Source organism: Paenibacillus sp. NRS-1760 (assembly GCF_050467785.1).
Taxonomy (GTDB): Bacteria; Bacillota; Bacilli; order Paenibacillales; family Paenibacillaceae; genus Pristimantibacillus.
The window spans coordinates 510,556-526,164 of record NZ_JBITPK010000014.1 but is presented as its reverse complement, the minus strand read 5'-3'; the positions used below and the strand labels follow the sequence as shown (position 1 = coordinate 526,164).

Below are 15,609 nucleotides of genomic sequence, written 5' to 3'. Positions count from 1 at the left end.
TCATTAAAATAGTTTACAGCCTAATTGTAATGGACGTTTAGTCCATACCGCAGTTCGATAGCGTCATATCATACCCTATATAGTTTAATAATTAGGGAGGTATGAATGAGCTTGGGAAATCCACTCGCAACAAAGAAGAAAACAATTCGTATATGCCCAATAAAAAGAAAGAAAAAGCACAAAAAGATCATTAATTTCAAGAAGAAACCTCATGCTGCTTATCAACATGACTCACAAGAATTTCGAGGGTCACAAGGTTCGCAAGGGCCTTCTGGACCTCAAGGCAGACAAGGTCTTCAAGGTCTTCAAGGTGCTCAAGGACCTCAGGGACCTCAGGGACCTCAAGGTCTTCAAGGTGCCCAAGGACCTCAAGGGCCTCAAGGAGAATCGGGATCTATTATCGTCCCTTCTATTCTCATTTTACCAGCTGCCCAAAGATTTTTTTATAAGATGACCTCAGATGCCGAATCCCCATTCACTATTCCAGCTGATGATTTTACAAACGATGAGGGAGTTTTCATAACTGCTTTTGTAGGCAATGGTCCAAATAGCTATAGCAACCTCTATATTAATGGGATACTGCAAGCAAGCGGTTTGTATATCATTAATGATAATAATTTGAACATTAGTCTCGATAATCAAACTATTTATTCGGGTACACCAATCATTCTCGAAACCGTTACATTCTCGGCTATAGTTGTTCCTTAGTTCAATCTATTAAACTCCGCGATTCAGACCTTCCCTTTTTCGATTACTAGCATAAGTTAGTAGAGAGAAGAGAGGTGATATAAGTGCCAATCACAAAACCATTCATGGCTGCCAGAAGATTTAGTGCCACAGCAGGGGACGGAACTGGAGTCGGTGCTGCGTATAATATTCTTGCAACAGCAACAACGAATGACACCGGTACAGCTGCAACAGCATTTCCAACTGCTCCCGCCTACTACAATCTTTATATTAATGCACAGATTCAAACTGCAGACACATCAACAGTTACGACTACTGCTATTACCATACCAGACGGTGATACACTCGATCCTTTGACTCCAATTGTAATCGAATTTGTTGTAAACTAACCTAATTTGTTGACTTGGTGCCGACAATACTTTTTTTATATTGTCGGCATTATTTTTCATTAGAGGTTATTAATTCCTTACATAGCTTCTAATCATAAATAAGGAGTTGAATATGAATGCCGATCATTTACCCTATTTCTCCCCCAATAGGTTCCGGATATATTTATAATATCAGCGCTCAAACTGTTCCTGTGGAGGCAGATATTATTTTTGATACAAGTGTTATTTTCACACCCGTTATTACGCATTCCCCTGGAACCAGTCAGATTACCGTTTCCACCCCTGGAAATTATGAAGTTACTTTTTCAGTGCCGGGAGTAGAACCGAATCAATTCGCCTTATTCTCAAATGGTACGCTAGTTACAGGATCCATATATGGTTCAGGAGCTGGTACTCAGCAAAATAATGGGCAGTCTATTATGGCTCTAGCGGCTGGAAGTATTCTCACACTGCGAAATCATAGTTCAACTGCTGCCGTTACGCTGCAAACTCTGACCGGTGGCACTCAAACAAATGTAAATGCTTCTGTTATAATCAAAAAATTAAGTTGATTTCTAATCCACAACCTCACGAGGATGTGGATTTTTCTTTCCTGCAAAATAAATTAACTTTATAATTTTTGCTAATGGCATCGACTATTTATAGCATTTGCCTATAACGCTTATTTTCTTTATATATTAGACCAATAAAATATTTGGCTATATGATAGATTGAATCATACAAATGGTTTCCATATTACGCAGTTATTGAGGAAAAAATAAATCAGTAACACAGGGGAGGTTAACCACATGTCGATTTATAATTTTCAAGCGATCTCCATTTTCGGAGAAACAGTAAAGCTGTCATCCTACCGTGGAAAAGTTATCTTGATCGTCAACACGGCAAGCAAATGCAGTTATTCACGTCAATTCAATGATCTGCAGGTGTTATACGAAAAATATCAGGAACAAGGATTCGAAATTCTCGCTTTTCCTAGCAACCAATTCAACGAGAAAGAGCCAGGCAGCAATTCGGAAGTGAAGCAATTTTGCGAGGTCAACTACAAAGTTACGTTCCCGCTGTTTGAGAAAACGAATGTGAGAGGAGCATCAGCTCTTCCATTATTTCAATATCTGACGCAGCAAGCTCCGTTCCAAGGCTTCGACACAGAGACTGCGAGCGGACAATGGATGCAGCAGTTCCTGCAGGAGAAATACCCAGAAATATATGCTGGGGACGGGATCAAGTGGAATTTTTCCAAGTTTTTAATTAATCGCGACGGATTTGTTCAAGAAAGATTCGAATCCACGATAGAGCCCATCGCTATTGAGCCTGCCATCATATCGCTTCTATGTACCTAAGGAGTAAGCCAGTGAGAACATATTCGGAAAGTCTAGGAGGATAAACGGATGGGGATAGAATGGTACGATCGAATTGCACGAAAAAATGGCGGATATCGAAGCAATGCGGTATTTACGATCGAAGGCATTTCAGCTGAGCAATTATTTGAAGAAAGATTGGTTGAAATGCTGCCTGCATTTGATACGGTTCTTGATGCGGGTTGCGGACACGGAGATTTTACACTAAAAATGTCACGTCATGCTAAGTCGATTGTTGGATTTGATAATTCAATTGAAATGATTAAGATTGCCAACTCCATGAAAGATGAGAGCCAAGCTCATAATATATCATTTATTTACGCGACTACAAAAACCGATTTGCCATTCACCGACGGGCAATTTGATTTTATTTACGATAGGCGCGGACCAACGTCCATTTTGAATCATAGCAGAATACTACGCTCGGGAGGTACGATATTTGGTATACACTCAGGCGCGCTAGAAATGGTCAAAGAAAGATTACACAGTAATGGATTTATAAATATTCAAATTGAAGAGTTTGATCAAGCTGTTTTCTATTTTCCAGACACAATTGAATTTGCTAAGTTTCTCACAGGCATTCCCGGGAATCCTGACTATACCGATCCTTCATTAAGCAAGGATTTCGACGCCAAAGTTGCAGAGAATCAAATTAATGGAAAACTAGGCGTAAAAGAATACAAATATATTTGGAAAGCTAACAAACCTTAAATTACTATCGTAGCGGGAGCCAAGGCACTCCATTAAGCATCTCTGGCTCCTGCTTCTTTTCTATCATGATTTAACACGGAGACCGTTCAAATACGTTTGGATGACAATTTTTAAGCTTTCGTCGATAGCCTGCGGCATGCCAAATCCATTCTTTTGTTCAATCGAAGCGAATCCGTGCAGCAAGCTGCGCAATCCCCGTACACTGTGAATGGCCTTCTCATACCCAAGTTCATAATAGCTTAGCGTCTTAACGAGCAAATCCACAAGCTGCTCTCCAATTGCTGCATATTCTGCTTCATCCGCATCTGGCGAGCGCAGCGTCAGCTCATACACGCCTGGATGTTTTCTTGCAAAAGAAATGTAGGCAGAAGCAATGGCATGAACCGCTTCATCGCCTTCTTTATTTTGTAACGATTCATTTATCGCTGCAAGCAGCTTCTGTAAACCGTAGATAGCCAGCTGGATGCGCAAAGCGTTTAATCCATCCACATGGTTATATAATGAAGGAGAACGCACGCCAAGCTTCTTGGCAAGCGTCGCCAGCGTAACCTCTTCGATGCCTAGCTCATCTGCTATGGCAGCTGCTTCCTCTACAATAGTCGCCAAATCAAGCCCTCTTCTAGGTGACATAGAATCCCCCCTCTCCTATTTATTTAACCAAAGAGCGTTCCGCTGTGGCAATCGCCTTATCCAATAAACGTTTTGGCTGCAGCACCATGTTGCCATGGCCAGCAGCGAGCAACGATGGTTTCAAATCTCTTAATCTTCGAGCCGTCTCCAAGCTCGTTTGTTTATCCCAAGTAGCCATTGCTGGAAAAGGAAACAGCAGCTTTATCTGTCCTGATACTGCAACGCCTGCTCTAGTTTGAAAAGCATCCCCTACGATGAGAATGTCATTCCTCGTATCTAGAAATGCCATCGAACCAGGCGTGTGCCCCGGTGCAGCTACCGCAAGCAAAGAGCCCACGCGATCACCATCCACGAGCAAAACATCAGGTTTTGTTCGAACGTTTTTAGGCAAACCGCCACGAATCGGCAAGCTGCTCTCATTAGGATCTAACGTATGGTCACCGCCAAGCAGTCTTGCATCTCTCTTGGATATAAACACCTGTGCATTTGGAAGCCTTTCTTTTAGCCCGTCGAGCGAACCGATGTGATCCGCATGAGCATGAGTCAAAACAATACGGGTAATCGGCTTGCCTAGCTGCTCCGCTGCCCTCAGAATGGCATTGACGTTGTTTGGAAGTGCGGCATCCACTAACGTCAATCCTTCCGCCTCCTCCACCAAGTAACAATTTACTGGAAATACCTTAGGTAAATAGGTCAGCTGTACAACCGTTTTCTCGCGTGTCATTCTCATTCCAAATGGCCTCCTCAACAAAAACTAATGATATTAGTTTCATAATAAACTAATACCATTAGTTTTAGCAAGCCTATTTTTATTTTTTCTGTTCGCTTTGAAGAAAAGCTTCAATTTCTGCTTTAGTTGGGATCGATGCTTGGGCACCTTCCTTCGTAACGGCTAGTGCTGCTGCTGCTGCTGCAAAGATCAAAGCCTGCTCAGCCTGGCAGCCATCGGCGCTTGCAGCGGCGAATGCACCGAAGAAAGTATCGCCCGCTGCCGTCGTATCAACAGGTTTTACTTTGAATGCAGGAATCGTAGCTTTGTCGCCTTGCTTATTTTGATAGAAACAGCCTTTCTCCCCTAATGTAATAATGACGTTTTTTGTTCCTTTGCCCATGACTACTTCTGCTGCCGCTTGCGCTGAGGAAGCATCGTTTACCGTTAAGCCCGTAACAACAGCCGCCTCGGTTTCATTTATAATAAGAGTATCAATAAGCGGAAAAACATGCTCAGGAATAGCCCTTGCCGGGGCAGGGTTATAAAATACTTTACTGCCGCCGCTGCTAGCACTATTCATGACGGATAGCGTCGTCTCCCACGGTATTTCATTTTGAAGCAGCACGGCATAAATATCCGACCACTCTCCATAACCCGCGGCTGCATCCTTGTCTGTCAGTTGACCATTCGCACCTTCAGATAAAACAATATGATTCTCGCCTTCACCGTTCACGGTAATAATAGCGAAACCTGATGTTCCTTGCTTGCGTAATACTTGACTAGTGGAAATTCCATTATCTTGTAATGATGTGATCAATGTCTGAGCAAAAGGATCCTCGCCAACTGCGCCGATCATCACACATTCCGCACCTGCGCGAGCCGCTGCAACCGCTTGATTTGCCCCTTTGCCGCCCGGAAAAAACGAGGTGGCTGCACTAGAGATTGTTTCACCCGGGAGTGGGAATTTTTCGACCTGACTAACGATATCCATATTTATGCTTCCAACAACGAGTATTTTTTTCATAGTTTGTTCATACCCTTCCCTAATTAACGATTCAGTTCATTCTTTTGAATGCATGTACCTATTTTAACAGAAGGAGTAGATCTTCACATGATTACCGCTTTTATTATCGGCTGCGAGATAGGATTTTGGTTATTTGTACTTATCGGCTTATTATGCCGCTATATTTTCCGTTTAAAAAAGCTTGGCGCTATATTCTTGATTGCAACACCTCTCATCGATTTGGCATTGGTTATTGCTACTATTTATGATCTCCGCGGCGGCGCAACAGCTACCTTCGCACATAGCTTGGCTGCAATATATATCGGGGTTTCCATCGCTTGGGGTCATCGAATGATCAAATGGGCTGATGAAAGGTTCGCTCATCGCTTTGCCGGCGGACCTGCTCCTGCTCGGAAGCCGAAATATGGCAAAGATCATGCTCGCTACGAGCGAAATGGCTGGCTGCATCACTTGCTCGCATGGGTGATAGGCGCTGCCATTTTGTATGGCATGATTTTAATGGTCGGCGATGCGTTGCGAACGGAGGTTTTATTTAACACGCTTCGTTTATGGTCGATCATACTCGTCATTGATTTTGTTATCAGCTTTAGCTATAGCTTATGGCCACGCGCCAAAAAAGCAGAATCCAATTAGGATTCTGCTTTTCTTATACTAAATCATCGTGTGATTAGCTGCTCACGACGCGGTCCTACCGATACGCTTGCAACTTTTACGCCAATGGCTTCTTCCACAAACTGAACGTATTGCTGGGCTGCTTCAGGCAACTGCTCAAAAGTTGTAGCTTGCGAAATATCGCAGTTCCAGCCTGGCAAACGCTTAAGCACTGGCTTAGCGGAAGCAAGCGCTGCTGTCACTGGGAATGAATCCTTAATGATTTGTCCACCCAATTCATAACCTATGCATACTGGAATTTCATCTAAGTATCCTAGAACATCAAGATTGGTCAGCGCAACCTCCGTAGCCCCTTGCAGCATGCAGCCATAACGCGTAGCCACCGCATCAAACCACCCCATTCGGCGCGGGCGCCCTGTATTCACGCCAAATTCTCCTGCGTCGCCTCCCAAACGGCGAAGCTCATCAGCCTCCGCACCTGTCAGTTCACTGACGAACGGTCCGGCTCCAACACAGCTGGAATACGCCTTAACTACCGCAATAATTCTCGTAATTGCATAAGGAGGAAGACCCGCGCCTACTGGCGCAAAGCCCGCCAGCGTAGACGATGATGTGGAGTAAGGATAGATGCCGTGATCCGGATCACGCAGCGCCCCAAGCTGTCCTTCCAGCAATATCGACTTTCCAGCTCGATACGCATCATTTAACAGCTTCGTTGTATCACAAACGAAAGGCCGCAGCTTCTCCGCTTGCTCGAGCAGCACGGTCAGAAGCTCCTCCGCTTTGATCGGCTTTTTGTTGTACAACTGCTCAAGCAGTACATTCTTGGCTGCCAAGGATTGCTCTAAACGCTGCAGCAATCGCTGCTCATCATACAGATCCGCAACTTGTACACCAAGCTTCGCATATTTATCAGAATAAAATGGAGCAATGCCTCTTTTCGTCGATCCGAAGCCGTTTGAGCCAAGCCTTTCCTCCTCCAGCTCGTCAAATAAGCGGTGAATAGGCAGTACAACCTGTGCTCGTTCGGATATTCGAATTTGCGGCTCCGGTACTCCTCGTGCTATCAGCTCATTCCTCTCCCGCAGCAGCACTTCAATATCAAGAGCTGTGCCTGGGCCAATGACGTTCGTAATCTCTGGATAAAAGACGCCAGACGGCAGCATATTCATCGCGAATTTACCGTAGCTGTTAATAATCGTATGCCCAGCATTGCTGCCTCCTTGATAACGTACGACAAATGAGGATTTGGCAGCTAACGCATCTGTCATTTTCCCCTTGCCTTCATCTCCCCAATTCGCTCCCACTATAGCGGTTACCGTCAATTCAATCGCCTCCTAATGTTGTTATTGCCCTTTAAGGTTTATTATAATGAATGATGTGACATTAAAATAATTGATATAACTAATAGTTCATATTAGGTGGGATTATAGCTATGATCGTAAACATGGAGTGGTATCGCGTCTTTTATTGGACGGCTAAGACAGGAAGCTTATCGCGCGCTGCAGAACAGCTTTATATTACACAGCCAGCCGTCACGCATACGATTAAGCAATTAGAGGCAAAGCTAGGCGGCCAGCTTTTTTTTCGTATGGCCAAGGGGGTCAAGCTTACGACTGAAGGCGAGGTCCTCTTTCGATATATCGAGCAAGCGTATAGCTTTATTGAGACAGGGGAAAAAATGCTCGCAGAAATGCACAACCTGCAAAGCGGTGAAATTAGTATCGGTGCGAGCGACACGTTATGCAAGCATTATTTGATGCCGTATTTGGAGCAGTTTCATACGGAATATCCAGAGATTCGCATTCGTGTGACGAATCGAACAACCCCTGAAACTATCCAGCTTCTAAAGGAAGGAAAAATTGATTTTGGCATCGTACATATGCCTGCTTCAGACAGTCAGCTAGACTTTCGGTTAAGCGTGCCCTTGCAGGATATACTCGTCGGTGGTCCTGCTTATTCATCTCTTGGTGATACCGCCATCGAGCTTGAGGATATTAGCAAGTACCCGTTATTGCTTCTAGAAAAAGGGGCGGGCACAAGAGAGTTCCTTGACGAGTATGCCGCAGCGCATGGTACAAAGCTCACGCCAGAGCTTGAGCTTGGCAGCATGGATCTGCTTGCAAAGTTCGCACGAAGTGGCTTTGGGCTGGCCTTCCTCGTTCGTAACTATGCTGCTGATGAGCTTGCTTCAGGCGAGCTCGTCGAAATTCCGCTGATCCCGCCCATCCCGGCACGCAGCATTGGTATCGCAACGCTTCGCGGTGTGCCACAATCCGCAGCATCCAAACGATTTTTGGAGCTGCTGCCTTAGCCGCTTGGCAAAAAACTAAATGCATAAAAAAAACGTCCTATTCTAAATAGGACGTTCTGGTTCTATATCTTTTTTTCTAGCTGGAATCGTAATCGAAATGGATGTGCCCATTCCTCTTTTGCTCACGATCCGCACGCCGTATTCCGCTCCAAAATGAAGCTTGATCCGCTCGTCCACATTCCGAACCCCGTAGCCCACATTCACTCTCTCAATAGGATCGGACATTTGGCGTAAAATCTCAGGATTAATGCCAACGCCGTCATCAATGACTTGGAAGGTTATTAAATCTCCCTCCATCTTGCCTACGATTCGAATGTTAATCTGTGCTCCATACCAAGCATGCTCAAGCGCATTTTCGATAAAGGGCTGTAAAATAAGCTTTACGGTCGTAAATCTTAAAATATCAGGATCAATGTCAAACCAGATTTGCATACCGTCTTCGAATTTCGTCTTCTGAATATTGATATATGCATTAATCTGCTCCAGCTCATTCCGAATCGGAATAACGGTTCTACCTTCATTCAGAGATAAGCGGTAAAATTTCGCTAAATCAAGCACCATTCGCTGCAGCTTATCTACCTGTCCAAACTTAGCCAATCTACTGATCGAAGACAATGTGTTATATAAGAAATGCGGATTGATTTGCGCTTGCAGCGATTCCAGCTCCGCTTCCTTTTTCTTCATATTTGTCATATAGACTTCTTGAATTAATCCGTCAATATTATGACCCATATCGTTTAAAGCGAAGGAAATGCGCGTAAATTCATCCTTCCCTTTAAAATGAATCTTTTTCTTAAAATTCCCTTCTTGAAAGGCATCCAGCACACGAACGATTTTGATAACCTTACGAGAATAAAAGCGAGAAATATACAAGCCAGCAAGTGAAAATACAACAAAGCAAGCCAAGCAAATTAAGAAGGTCCAAAGCTTTACCTTGTCAGTAGCCTTCTCCATAATATCGGTTGGAACGAGTGCGAGCAGCTTCCAATTCAGCTGTGGAATCTTTTCCTCTACGGCCCAATAGTTCGCCATTTCCGCTTCACTCAGCGATTCACCAATTTTAAAATGGGTATCACCGGAGGAGAACATAATTCTTCCATTCTCGTTGAGTGCAAAAATTTTCGTTCCTTTACCAATTTTCTCAGAATCAACGCTCTCGAGCAGATCGGTAAGTCTCAGGCTAATACGAACGAAACCAATTTCCTCAAGCGTAATGGGATCATTCATATTAACAAGTCTTCTGAGCAAGGAAATATGCCCGAATTTCGTATCCCCTTCGACCTGCTTCCACTGCATAGTCTCGCCATACCGCTCCACGGGGTAATCTATATACCATGCCCTGTCCTTAATTCTAGAAATATGGTACAAATCAAATAATGGACCCTCCGCGTTCAGCGGATCGGTATTATTATAATTGTGATAAATTTCCGGCAATGTATTGTTATGTAGATAGACTGCAAGGCGCATTTTATTGCTTGCTGCCTCCACCGTTGTTTGCATTTTTGGAAGGAGCTGCTTCGTCGTGGCTTCGTAGCTAACCCAGCCTTCTTCATAATGACGCAAATAGGATGCAAGATTACTGTCAAAATAAAGCATGCCGGATATACGTGACACATCCTCCATTTTGTACATAATATTGTCCTTCATCTGAGCCAGCGTACCAAGATTAATCTCGCGGGTTCGCTCTTGAATGGAGCTTGTAAAAATAACATTCGCTGCATAGCCAATTAGGATCACCGGCACCATGATAAACAAGCTGTAGGTGAGCATAATTTTAATCCCAAACGGAATATAACGATGCTCCTTCTTATGTTTGGTCATTTTCGTCTAAACTCCAACGGCGTCATACCGTACATTTCTTTAAATTGTTTGCTGAAATATGGCAAGTGACGATAGCCTACTTGATCTGCTATCTCATAAATTTTCATGTTTGTTGTTTTGAGCAGCTCGCACGATTTCTCCATGCGCAGCTGAATAAAATATTCGCTGAAGTTTTTACCTGTCTCCTCTTTAAAAATAAGGCCAAGGTAGTTCGGCGATAATGAAAATTGCTCCGCCAAATCACGTAATGTAATGTTATCATGTGTACGTTCTTTCATATAATCAATCATTTGTTTAATAAGCTTCCAATTTTTTTTGTGCTTGTTTGCCTGCAAAGTTTCGGATATTTCGTAAACCCTGCGTCTCAGCCACACATGAATATCGTTGATCGTCTCAAACTGCATAATGATATCGTAATTATTCAGCTCCATGCCAAGCAGCTGAAAGACATTTTCATTCGTTCTTTGCAAATAATTATCAAGCTTCATTACGATATAAAGCGCATAGTTGCGCAGCGTAAACTTTGACTTTAAGTTTTTGGCAACCTGAAATAAGTCATCCAGCTCATCATGAATGCGAACGAGCTCATAACCCGACATTGCAACAAACAATGCTTCCAGCTTCGCATCGAGATGCTTAACATCCTCTTTCTCTGCCGGCCTTACCTCACCGTGACCAATGACCTTTCCTTTTCCATAAAACATTTTCAAATCCAAAGCTTCAACTGCCTGACGATAGGAGGCCGAGAATTCGTTGATTGAATCACATAATTCACCAACGCCTGCGGTAATGGAGAAGGTATGCTGTTCGTTGACTCTATTAACGATCTTTAGTGGCAAAACATCTTTATCCGATTGCTCAATGAGAATCGCGACCCGGAATTTGCTAATTTTACAAATATGCGAAATGCCAAACTCCTTACAGATCGATACCACTTGCTGAATCTCATCCTGCTCTGCCCGCGTCTCATCGTTCAGTTTCCAAGACAAATCATCCACTTCAATTACGGCTACTAAGCCAGGATAGAAGAATCGATTCATCTCATATTCTTGACTTAATACCTCAATGGTTTTGTCATCGCTCGTTCCTTCAAGCAATTGCAGCATATATTCATTTTTTACGATCGGAACCATTTGGCCATATGTATTTTGCCGCTCTTGCTCATGGTCCAAGACATCTCGAACCTTAAGCAGAGAATCAATCAGCTCCTGATCATCCATCGGCTTTAAAACATAATTGACAGCATTAAGCGACAATGCCTGCTTAACATAGCTAAAATCTTGATATCCGCTTACGAAAATAATTTTAATATCCTTCGACATCTCGAGCGCGCGTCTAGCCAGCTCAAGCCCCGTCATATTAGGCATACGAACATCTGTTACAAGAATATCTATTTTTTCCGTATCCAGCACTTTACAAGCATCAAATCCGTTCATCACACCCGCTACGATTTCCATACCGAGATCTGTCCAAGGAATAAAGGCACGCATACCTTCCAAATCTAGCTTTTCGTCGTCCGCCAGCAATACTTTATACATGATGTTATCAGCTCCAATTAGGCAAAGGCTTTACGTACATCGAACATCTCATCGTTCTATTAAAACGAAAAAACTCGGGTACACTAAATAACTTAGTATACCCGTCGTTTTTAAGAAAAGCTATGGCTTATTCAGCTTTCATTTTTGCAAGGTTCGCTTGCCATTTTTCTGTTTTGAATGCCAGCAATTTATCATAACCAGCAGCTTGAGCATCTTTTTCGCCTTTATCAAGAACAGCTAGTACTTCAGCATCATTTTTCGCGAACAATGCTTTTGCTCTAACTTCTAGGAACAAGTCCTCAATACGTTGACGGATGATACCTTCTTCTGTATCCGGTTGTGGATCGATGTTAATGAATTCTGTTGCATTGGATTGCGTTTTCCACGTAATTTCACGTTGGTAACGAGTAGACCAGTTTTGTTGCTCAACTGGCAACGACTCTTCAAATTTAGCTTTTGTAGTATCTAGGAATACTGTGTTACCAACCCAGTTAAGGTTCGTTGTAATCGCTTGAAGCTTACCAAGACCGCCTGCATCAGAAGTGTATTTTTCTGTGAACTTCGGAGTTTCGCCGTCAGCTTCTACGCCATCCCAATAGATTCCTGGAGGTCCCCACATCAAAGCGCTTTGTCCTTCAGGACCAGTCAACCAGTCATAGAAAGCGAAGATTGCTTCTGGGTTTTTAGCGCTTTTCGTAATAACCGTTACGTTCCAGCCTAACATACCATACGTACCAGGGAATACTTTGTTTTTGTCAACGCCTTCTTTGTGAATCGGCCAGATCATGAAATATCCAGCTTCTGGATCGTTTTTCGTAAGCTCAGCATGTGCTTGCATTGCAATTTCAGTTGGGCTTGCTGATGCAAATACTGCTACACGGCCAGTCATTACTTTTTCAGTAATTTGGTCAACCGTTTGTGTCATTGCATCTTGCGTAATCAATTTTTCACGGAACAGCTTGGAAGTGTATTGCATTGCTTCACGGTACTCAGGGTCAAGGAAGATCGAAGTCAGCTTGTCGCCGTTAGGTACAGCACGCATACCTGGGAACTTCTGATCGTTTTCTTTGAATGCAGAGTACAATACGTCAAGTCCTTGTCCATCTTTTGCTAAATGCGGCTCGTAAGGAACAACATTCGGATATTTTTCTTTAACCAGCTTCAAGTAGCTGTACAGATCGTCTGTTGTTTCAAGCTTAGGTGAACCAAGCTCTGTGTAGATCTTTTTGTTTACAACATAACCAGAGTTGCCGTTAGGTTGTTTTGTATACCAGTTAGGGAATTGATAAAGCTTGCCATCTTCTGAACGAAGCATGTTGATGCCTTCATCGCCCAACCATTTTTTCAAGTTCGGATATTTATCAAGATAGTCGTCGAATGGAACAAGCAGATCAGCTGTGCGCAATTTCTCAACATCAACGCGCTCTAGCCAGATCGCATCAGGAAGCTCGCCAGTCGCGATCATCGTATTCAGCTTTTGTGGAGCCGCACCACCGGAGTGGATTGGTTTTACGTTTACTTTCTTTGTATCTCTAATCCAAGTACTCGTAATGTCGCCGCCCCATGCTGGCATAGTGTACCAGTCATAATGGCCATAAAGGGTGAAATCAAGCTGCTCCTTGCCAAGTTCATAAACCGATGCCGGCTTATTGCCGCTATTTTCCTCCGGCTTGCTTCCTGTTTCTCCGTTTTCTGTTTTACCGGAATTACCGCTACAGCCTGCCATTAAAGAAACGGCCATAAATGCAGAGACGATTGGGACGAGTAGTTTTCTTTTTTTCATCTGTTTATTATCCCCTTTCAAGCTCATTTTTATATGTTCAAAGCTTTCGCTCTAAACCACATGTCTTAAACTGCCTGCTACTCTTTCAATGATCCAACAAGAACACCTTTAACAAAATATTTCTGGACGAATGGATACACCATAATGATAGGAATCGTGGCAACCATCATCGTTGCCATAGACAACGATTTGCTCGTTACCGTTCTCATTTTGGCTAACTGCCCTTGCGCAGCAGAATCTAGCTGTGACATTTGATCCGATACGATATTAGAGTTCAAAATCTGCTTAAGCATCGTTTGTATAGGAAGCAGCTTCTCATTGGTGATGTAGATACTTGGACCAAACCAATCATTCCAATGAAAAACAGCCGTGAAAAGCGACAACGTTGCAATAACGGGACCAGAGAGCGGAACAACAATGCGGAAGAAGATACCCCAGTTGCCGCTTCCATCGATTTTCGCCGATTCCTCAAGCCCTGCAGGCAAGCCTTGGAAGAATGTTCGGAAGATGATCATGTTCCAAACGCTGACTAGTGTTGGAATAATGAATACCCAGAATGTATTCATGAGGTGAAGCTCACGAATGAGCAAGAAAGAAGGAATAAGTCCACCACTGAAGTACATCGTAATGATACACAAGATCATGTAAAACTTGCGGCCCATCAATTCTTTCTTCGAGAGGCCATAGGCGAATAATGCCGTTATAAATATGGATGCGATTGTACCGACAACCGTCCGACTGATCGAAACCAGAAACGCAGTTACCAATCGTTCATCCTTGAATACGATACCATAGTTTTCTAAAGTCCAATCACGCGGCCAAAAGGTTACGCCCCCCATGGAGGTGTCTATTCCGCTGTTGAAGGATATGACAAGTGCATTCCAGAATGGATAAAAGGTCATAAAAGCTAATAACGTTAGTAAGATGTAGATGGTCACCGTCATCACGCGGTCTCCAAAACTGAGCCTGATCACTGCATCATCCGCCTTTCCGGGCTAATTGTATAGTTTACCACAAGCTGCTGCCGGCCCTGCGTGCCAGAAAGTTCGCCATTGTCAAAAGTCCTACGCTGATAACGGCTTTGAACAATCCAACCGCTGTTGCGTATGAGTATCTAGAGCTTTGTATCCCGACTCGATAAACGTACGTATCGATAACATCTGACACGTCCCTGAGTACAGGGTTTACAGCAAGCAATAGAATGTCTTCGAAACCTGCATTGAGTAGATTACCAATCGCCAGAATCATGAAGATAAGGACAACTGGCATGATCGAAGGCAATGTGATCAAAAAGATTTGTTTGAATTTACTCGCACCATCCATAGATGCTGCTTCATACATGCTTGGATCAATACTTGCTATTGCTGCTAGATAGACGATGGAGCCAAATCCAATTTCCTTCCATACCCCAGTCGAAACGAGGATGGACCAGAATAATTCTGGAAGTGATAGAAAGTTGATCGGTTCATCGATAAAGTTCATTTTCTCAAGTACGATGTTAATGCTTCCATTGTCCGTGGACAGCATCGACATAATCAGCCCCGCAACGATTACCCATGACATAAAGTGAGGCAGGTAACTTACCGTTTGAACCAGCCGCTTAAACATTAGGTTTTTCACTTCGTTAAGCATAAGCGCCAGCAAAATCGGTGCCGGGAATCCAATGAAAAATTTCAACAAGCTGATAATAACCGTATTTCGCATGACCTTGAAAAACTCCGGGGAGCTGAAGAACATGTCAAAATGTTTTAATCCAACCCATTCGCTTGCCATAAAACCTTTGAAGATGCTGTAGTCTTGAAATGCCATCAATATACCGTACATTGGGATGTAACTAAACACGATGATTAGTAACAATGCCGGCAATACCATCATTTGAATGTCCCATTGTTTTGCGAAACGCAGAAACGCATTTTTAGTTTTAGGTTTTGGTTTTTTTAATAGTTCTTCATTAACCGATAGTTGCGCCACTACTCAATCCCCCTTGCTCTAGTTGTTCTACTAGTATTCTATCGCGATCATAAACGCAC

At 43.3% G+C, this 15,609-nt stretch carries 16 protein-coding genes; 7 read left to right on the top strand and 9 right to left on the bottom strand.

The window, feature by feature from the left end:
* Positions 1–105: 105 nt before the first annotated feature.
* The 5 genes from ACIFSR_RS21570 to ACIFSR_RS21550 all read left to right on the top strand — a co-directional run bounded on the left by ACIFSR_RS21570 (position 106) and on the right by ACIFSR_RS21550 (position 3,145).
* Positions 106–708: a DUF4183 domain-containing protein gene (locus tag ACIFSR_RS21570; RefSeq protein ID WP_339204519.1), complete on the top strand. Its 603-nt coding sequence runs from the start codon at positions 106–108 to the stop codon at positions 706–708.
* Positions 709–791: 83 nt separating this feature from the next.
* Positions 792–1,076: a DUF4183 domain-containing protein gene (locus tag ACIFSR_RS21565; protein ID WP_076267468.1), complete on the top strand. Its 285-nt coding sequence runs from the start codon at positions 792–794 to the stop codon at positions 1,074–1,076.
* A 116-nt stretch (positions 1,077–1,192) separates the two neighbouring features.
* Entirely contained in the window at positions 1,193–1,627 is a 435-nt protein-coding gene (locus tag ACIFSR_RS21560; protein WP_339204520.1) for a collagen-like protein, read from the top strand.
* 237 nt (positions 1,628–1,864) lie between these two features.
* Positions 1,865–2,416, top strand: a complete 552-nt coding sequence (locus ACIFSR_RS21555) for a glutathione peroxidase (protein ID WP_339204521.1) — start codon at positions 1,865–1,867, stop codon at positions 2,414–2,416.
* Positions 2,417–2,464: 48 nt separating this feature from the next.
* A complete protein-coding gene (locus ACIFSR_RS21550) occupies positions 2,465–3,145 on the top strand; it encodes a class I SAM-dependent methyltransferase (protein WP_339204522.1) in 681 nt (226 codons plus the stop codon).
* Positions 3,146–3,208: 63 nt separating this feature from the next.
* On the opposite strand, the gene ACIFSR_RS21545 is transcribed toward ACIFSR_RS21550, so the two are convergent.
* The 3 genes from ACIFSR_RS21545 to rbsK all read right to left on the bottom strand — a co-directional run bounded on the left by ACIFSR_RS21545 (position 3,209) and on the right by rbsK (position 5,511).
* The gene (locus ACIFSR_RS21545; protein WP_339204523.1) at positions 3,209–3,775 is read right to left on the bottom strand and encodes a TetR/AcrR family transcriptional regulator; all 567 of its coding nucleotides are present in this window, start codon (positions 3,773–3,775) and stop codon (positions 3,209–3,211) included.
* Between the two features lie 19 nt (positions 3,776–3,794).
* Positions 3,795–4,505, bottom strand: coding sequence for an MBL fold metallo-hydrolase (locus ACIFSR_RS21540; RefSeq protein ID WP_339204524.1), 711 nt, complete (start codon positions 4,503–4,505; stop codon positions 3,795–3,797).
* A gap of 79 nt (positions 4,506–4,584) precedes the next feature.
* Positions 4,585–5,511, bottom strand: coding sequence for a ribokinase (rbsK, locus tag ACIFSR_RS21535; RefSeq protein WP_339204525.1), 927 nt, complete (start codon positions 5,509–5,511; stop codon positions 4,585–4,587).
* An 87-nt stretch (positions 5,512–5,598) separates the two neighbouring features.
* Here rbsK and ACIFSR_RS21530 point away from each other — a divergent pair, with 87 nt between their 5' ends.
* The gene (locus tag ACIFSR_RS21530; protein WP_339204526.1) at positions 5,599–6,144 is read left to right on the top strand and encodes a hypothetical protein; all 546 of its coding nucleotides are present in this window, start codon (positions 5,599–5,601) and stop codon (positions 6,142–6,144) included.
* A 23-nt stretch (positions 6,145–6,167) separates the two neighbouring features.
* Here the strand turns inward: ACIFSR_RS21530 and ACIFSR_RS21525 are convergent, their stop codons facing one another.
* The gene (locus ACIFSR_RS21525; RefSeq protein ID WP_339204527.1) at positions 6,168–7,448 is read right to left on the bottom strand and encodes an adenylosuccinate synthase; all 1,281 of its coding nucleotides are present in this window, start codon (positions 7,446–7,448) and stop codon (positions 6,168–6,170) included.
* 110 nt (positions 7,449–7,558) lie between these two features.
* On the opposite strand from ACIFSR_RS21525, the gene ACIFSR_RS21520 reads away from it, so the two are divergent.
* Positions 7,559–8,437, top strand: coding sequence for a LysR family transcriptional regulator (locus ACIFSR_RS21520; RefSeq protein ID WP_430059833.1), 879 nt, complete (start codon positions 7,559–7,561; stop codon positions 8,435–8,437).
* Between the two features lie 42 nt (positions 8,438–8,479).
* On the opposite strand, the gene ACIFSR_RS21515 is transcribed toward ACIFSR_RS21520, so the two are convergent.
* The 5 genes from ACIFSR_RS21515 to ACIFSR_RS21495 all read right to left on the bottom strand — a co-directional run bounded on the left by ACIFSR_RS21515 (position 8,480) and on the right by ACIFSR_RS21495 (position 15,550).
* Positions 8,480–10,258, bottom strand: a complete 1,779-nt coding sequence (locus tag ACIFSR_RS21515; protein ID WP_430059831.1) for a sensor histidine kinase — start codon at positions 10,256–10,258, stop codon at positions 8,480–8,482.
* Positions 10,255–11,796 (bottom strand): response regulator, encoded by a 1,542-nt coding sequence (locus tag ACIFSR_RS21510; protein ID WP_430059829.1) that lies wholly within the window; start codon positions 11,794–11,796, stop codon positions 10,255–10,257. The genes ACIFSR_RS21515 and ACIFSR_RS21510 overlap by 4 nt, the downstream gene beginning before the upstream one ends.
* 127 nt (positions 11,797–11,923) lie before the next feature.
* Positions 11,924–13,579 carry an extracellular solute-binding protein gene (locus tag ACIFSR_RS21505; protein ID WP_339204532.1) on the bottom strand — a complete coding sequence of 552 codons (1,656 nt, stop codon included), beginning with the start codon at positions 13,577–13,579 and terminating at the stop codon, positions 11,924–11,926.
* Between the two features lie 77 nt (positions 13,580–13,656).
* Entirely contained in the window at positions 13,657–14,553 is an 897-nt protein-coding gene (locus ACIFSR_RS21500; RefSeq protein WP_076267455.1) for a carbohydrate ABC transporter permease, read from the bottom strand.
* 34 nt (positions 14,554–14,587) lie between these two features.
* Positions 14,588–15,550 carry an ABC transporter permease gene (locus ACIFSR_RS21495; RefSeq protein ID WP_076267454.1) on the bottom strand — a complete coding sequence of 321 codons (963 nt, stop codon included), beginning with the start codon at positions 15,548–15,550 and terminating at the stop codon, positions 14,588–14,590.
* Between the last annotated feature and the right edge of the window lie 59 nt (positions 15,551–15,609).

What these genes read in the sequence shown, in the direction of transcription:
- ACIFSR_RS21555 (WP_339204521.1), top strand. Translation starts at nt 1,865, where the DNA reads ATGTCGATTTATAATTTTCAAGCGATCTCCATTTTCGGAGAAACAGTA.
- ACIFSR_RS21540 (WP_339204524.1), bottom strand. Translation starts at nt 4,505, where the DNA reads ATGAGAATGACACGCGAGAAAACGGTTGTACAGCTGACCTATTTACCT.
- ACIFSR_RS21505 (WP_339204532.1), bottom strand. Translation starts at nt 13,579, where the DNA reads ATGAAAAAAAGAAAACTACTCGTCCCAATCGTCTCTGCATTTATGGCC.
- ACIFSR_RS21545 (WP_339204523.1), bottom strand. Translation starts at nt 3,775, where the DNA reads ATGTCACCTAGAAGAGGGCTTGATTTGGCGACTATTGTAGAGGAAGCA.
- ACIFSR_RS21570 (WP_339204519.1), top strand. Translation starts at nt 106, where the DNA reads ATGAGCTTGGGAAATCCACTCGCAACAAAGAAGAAAACAATTCGTATA.
- ACIFSR_RS21530 (WP_339204526.1), top strand. Translation starts at nt 5,599, where the DNA reads ATGATTACCGCTTTTATTATCGGCTGCGAGATAGGATTTTGGTTATTT.
- ACIFSR_RS21560 (WP_339204520.1), top strand. Translation starts at nt 1,193, where the DNA reads ATGCCGATCATTTACCCTATTTCTCCCCCAATAGGTTCCGGATATATT.
- ACIFSR_RS21520 (WP_430059833.1), top strand. Translation starts at nt 7,559, where the DNA reads ATGATCGTAAACATGGAGTGGTATCGCGTCTTTTATTGGACGGCTAAG.
- ACIFSR_RS21515 (WP_430059831.1), bottom strand. Translation starts at nt 10,258, where the DNA reads ATGACCAAACATAAGAAGGAGCATCGTTATATTCCGTTTGGGATTAAA.
- ACIFSR_RS21510 (WP_430059829.1), bottom strand. Translation starts at nt 11,796, where the DNA reads ATGTATAAAGTATTGCTGGCGGACGACGAAAAGCTAGATTTGGAAGGT.
- ACIFSR_RS21550 (WP_339204522.1), top strand. Translation starts at nt 2,465, where the DNA reads ATGGGGATAGAATGGTACGATCGAATTGCACGAAAAAATGGCGGATAT.
- rbsK (WP_339204525.1), bottom strand. Translation starts at nt 5,511, where the DNA reads ATGAAAAAAATACTCGTTGTTGGAAGCATAAATATGGATATCGTTAGT.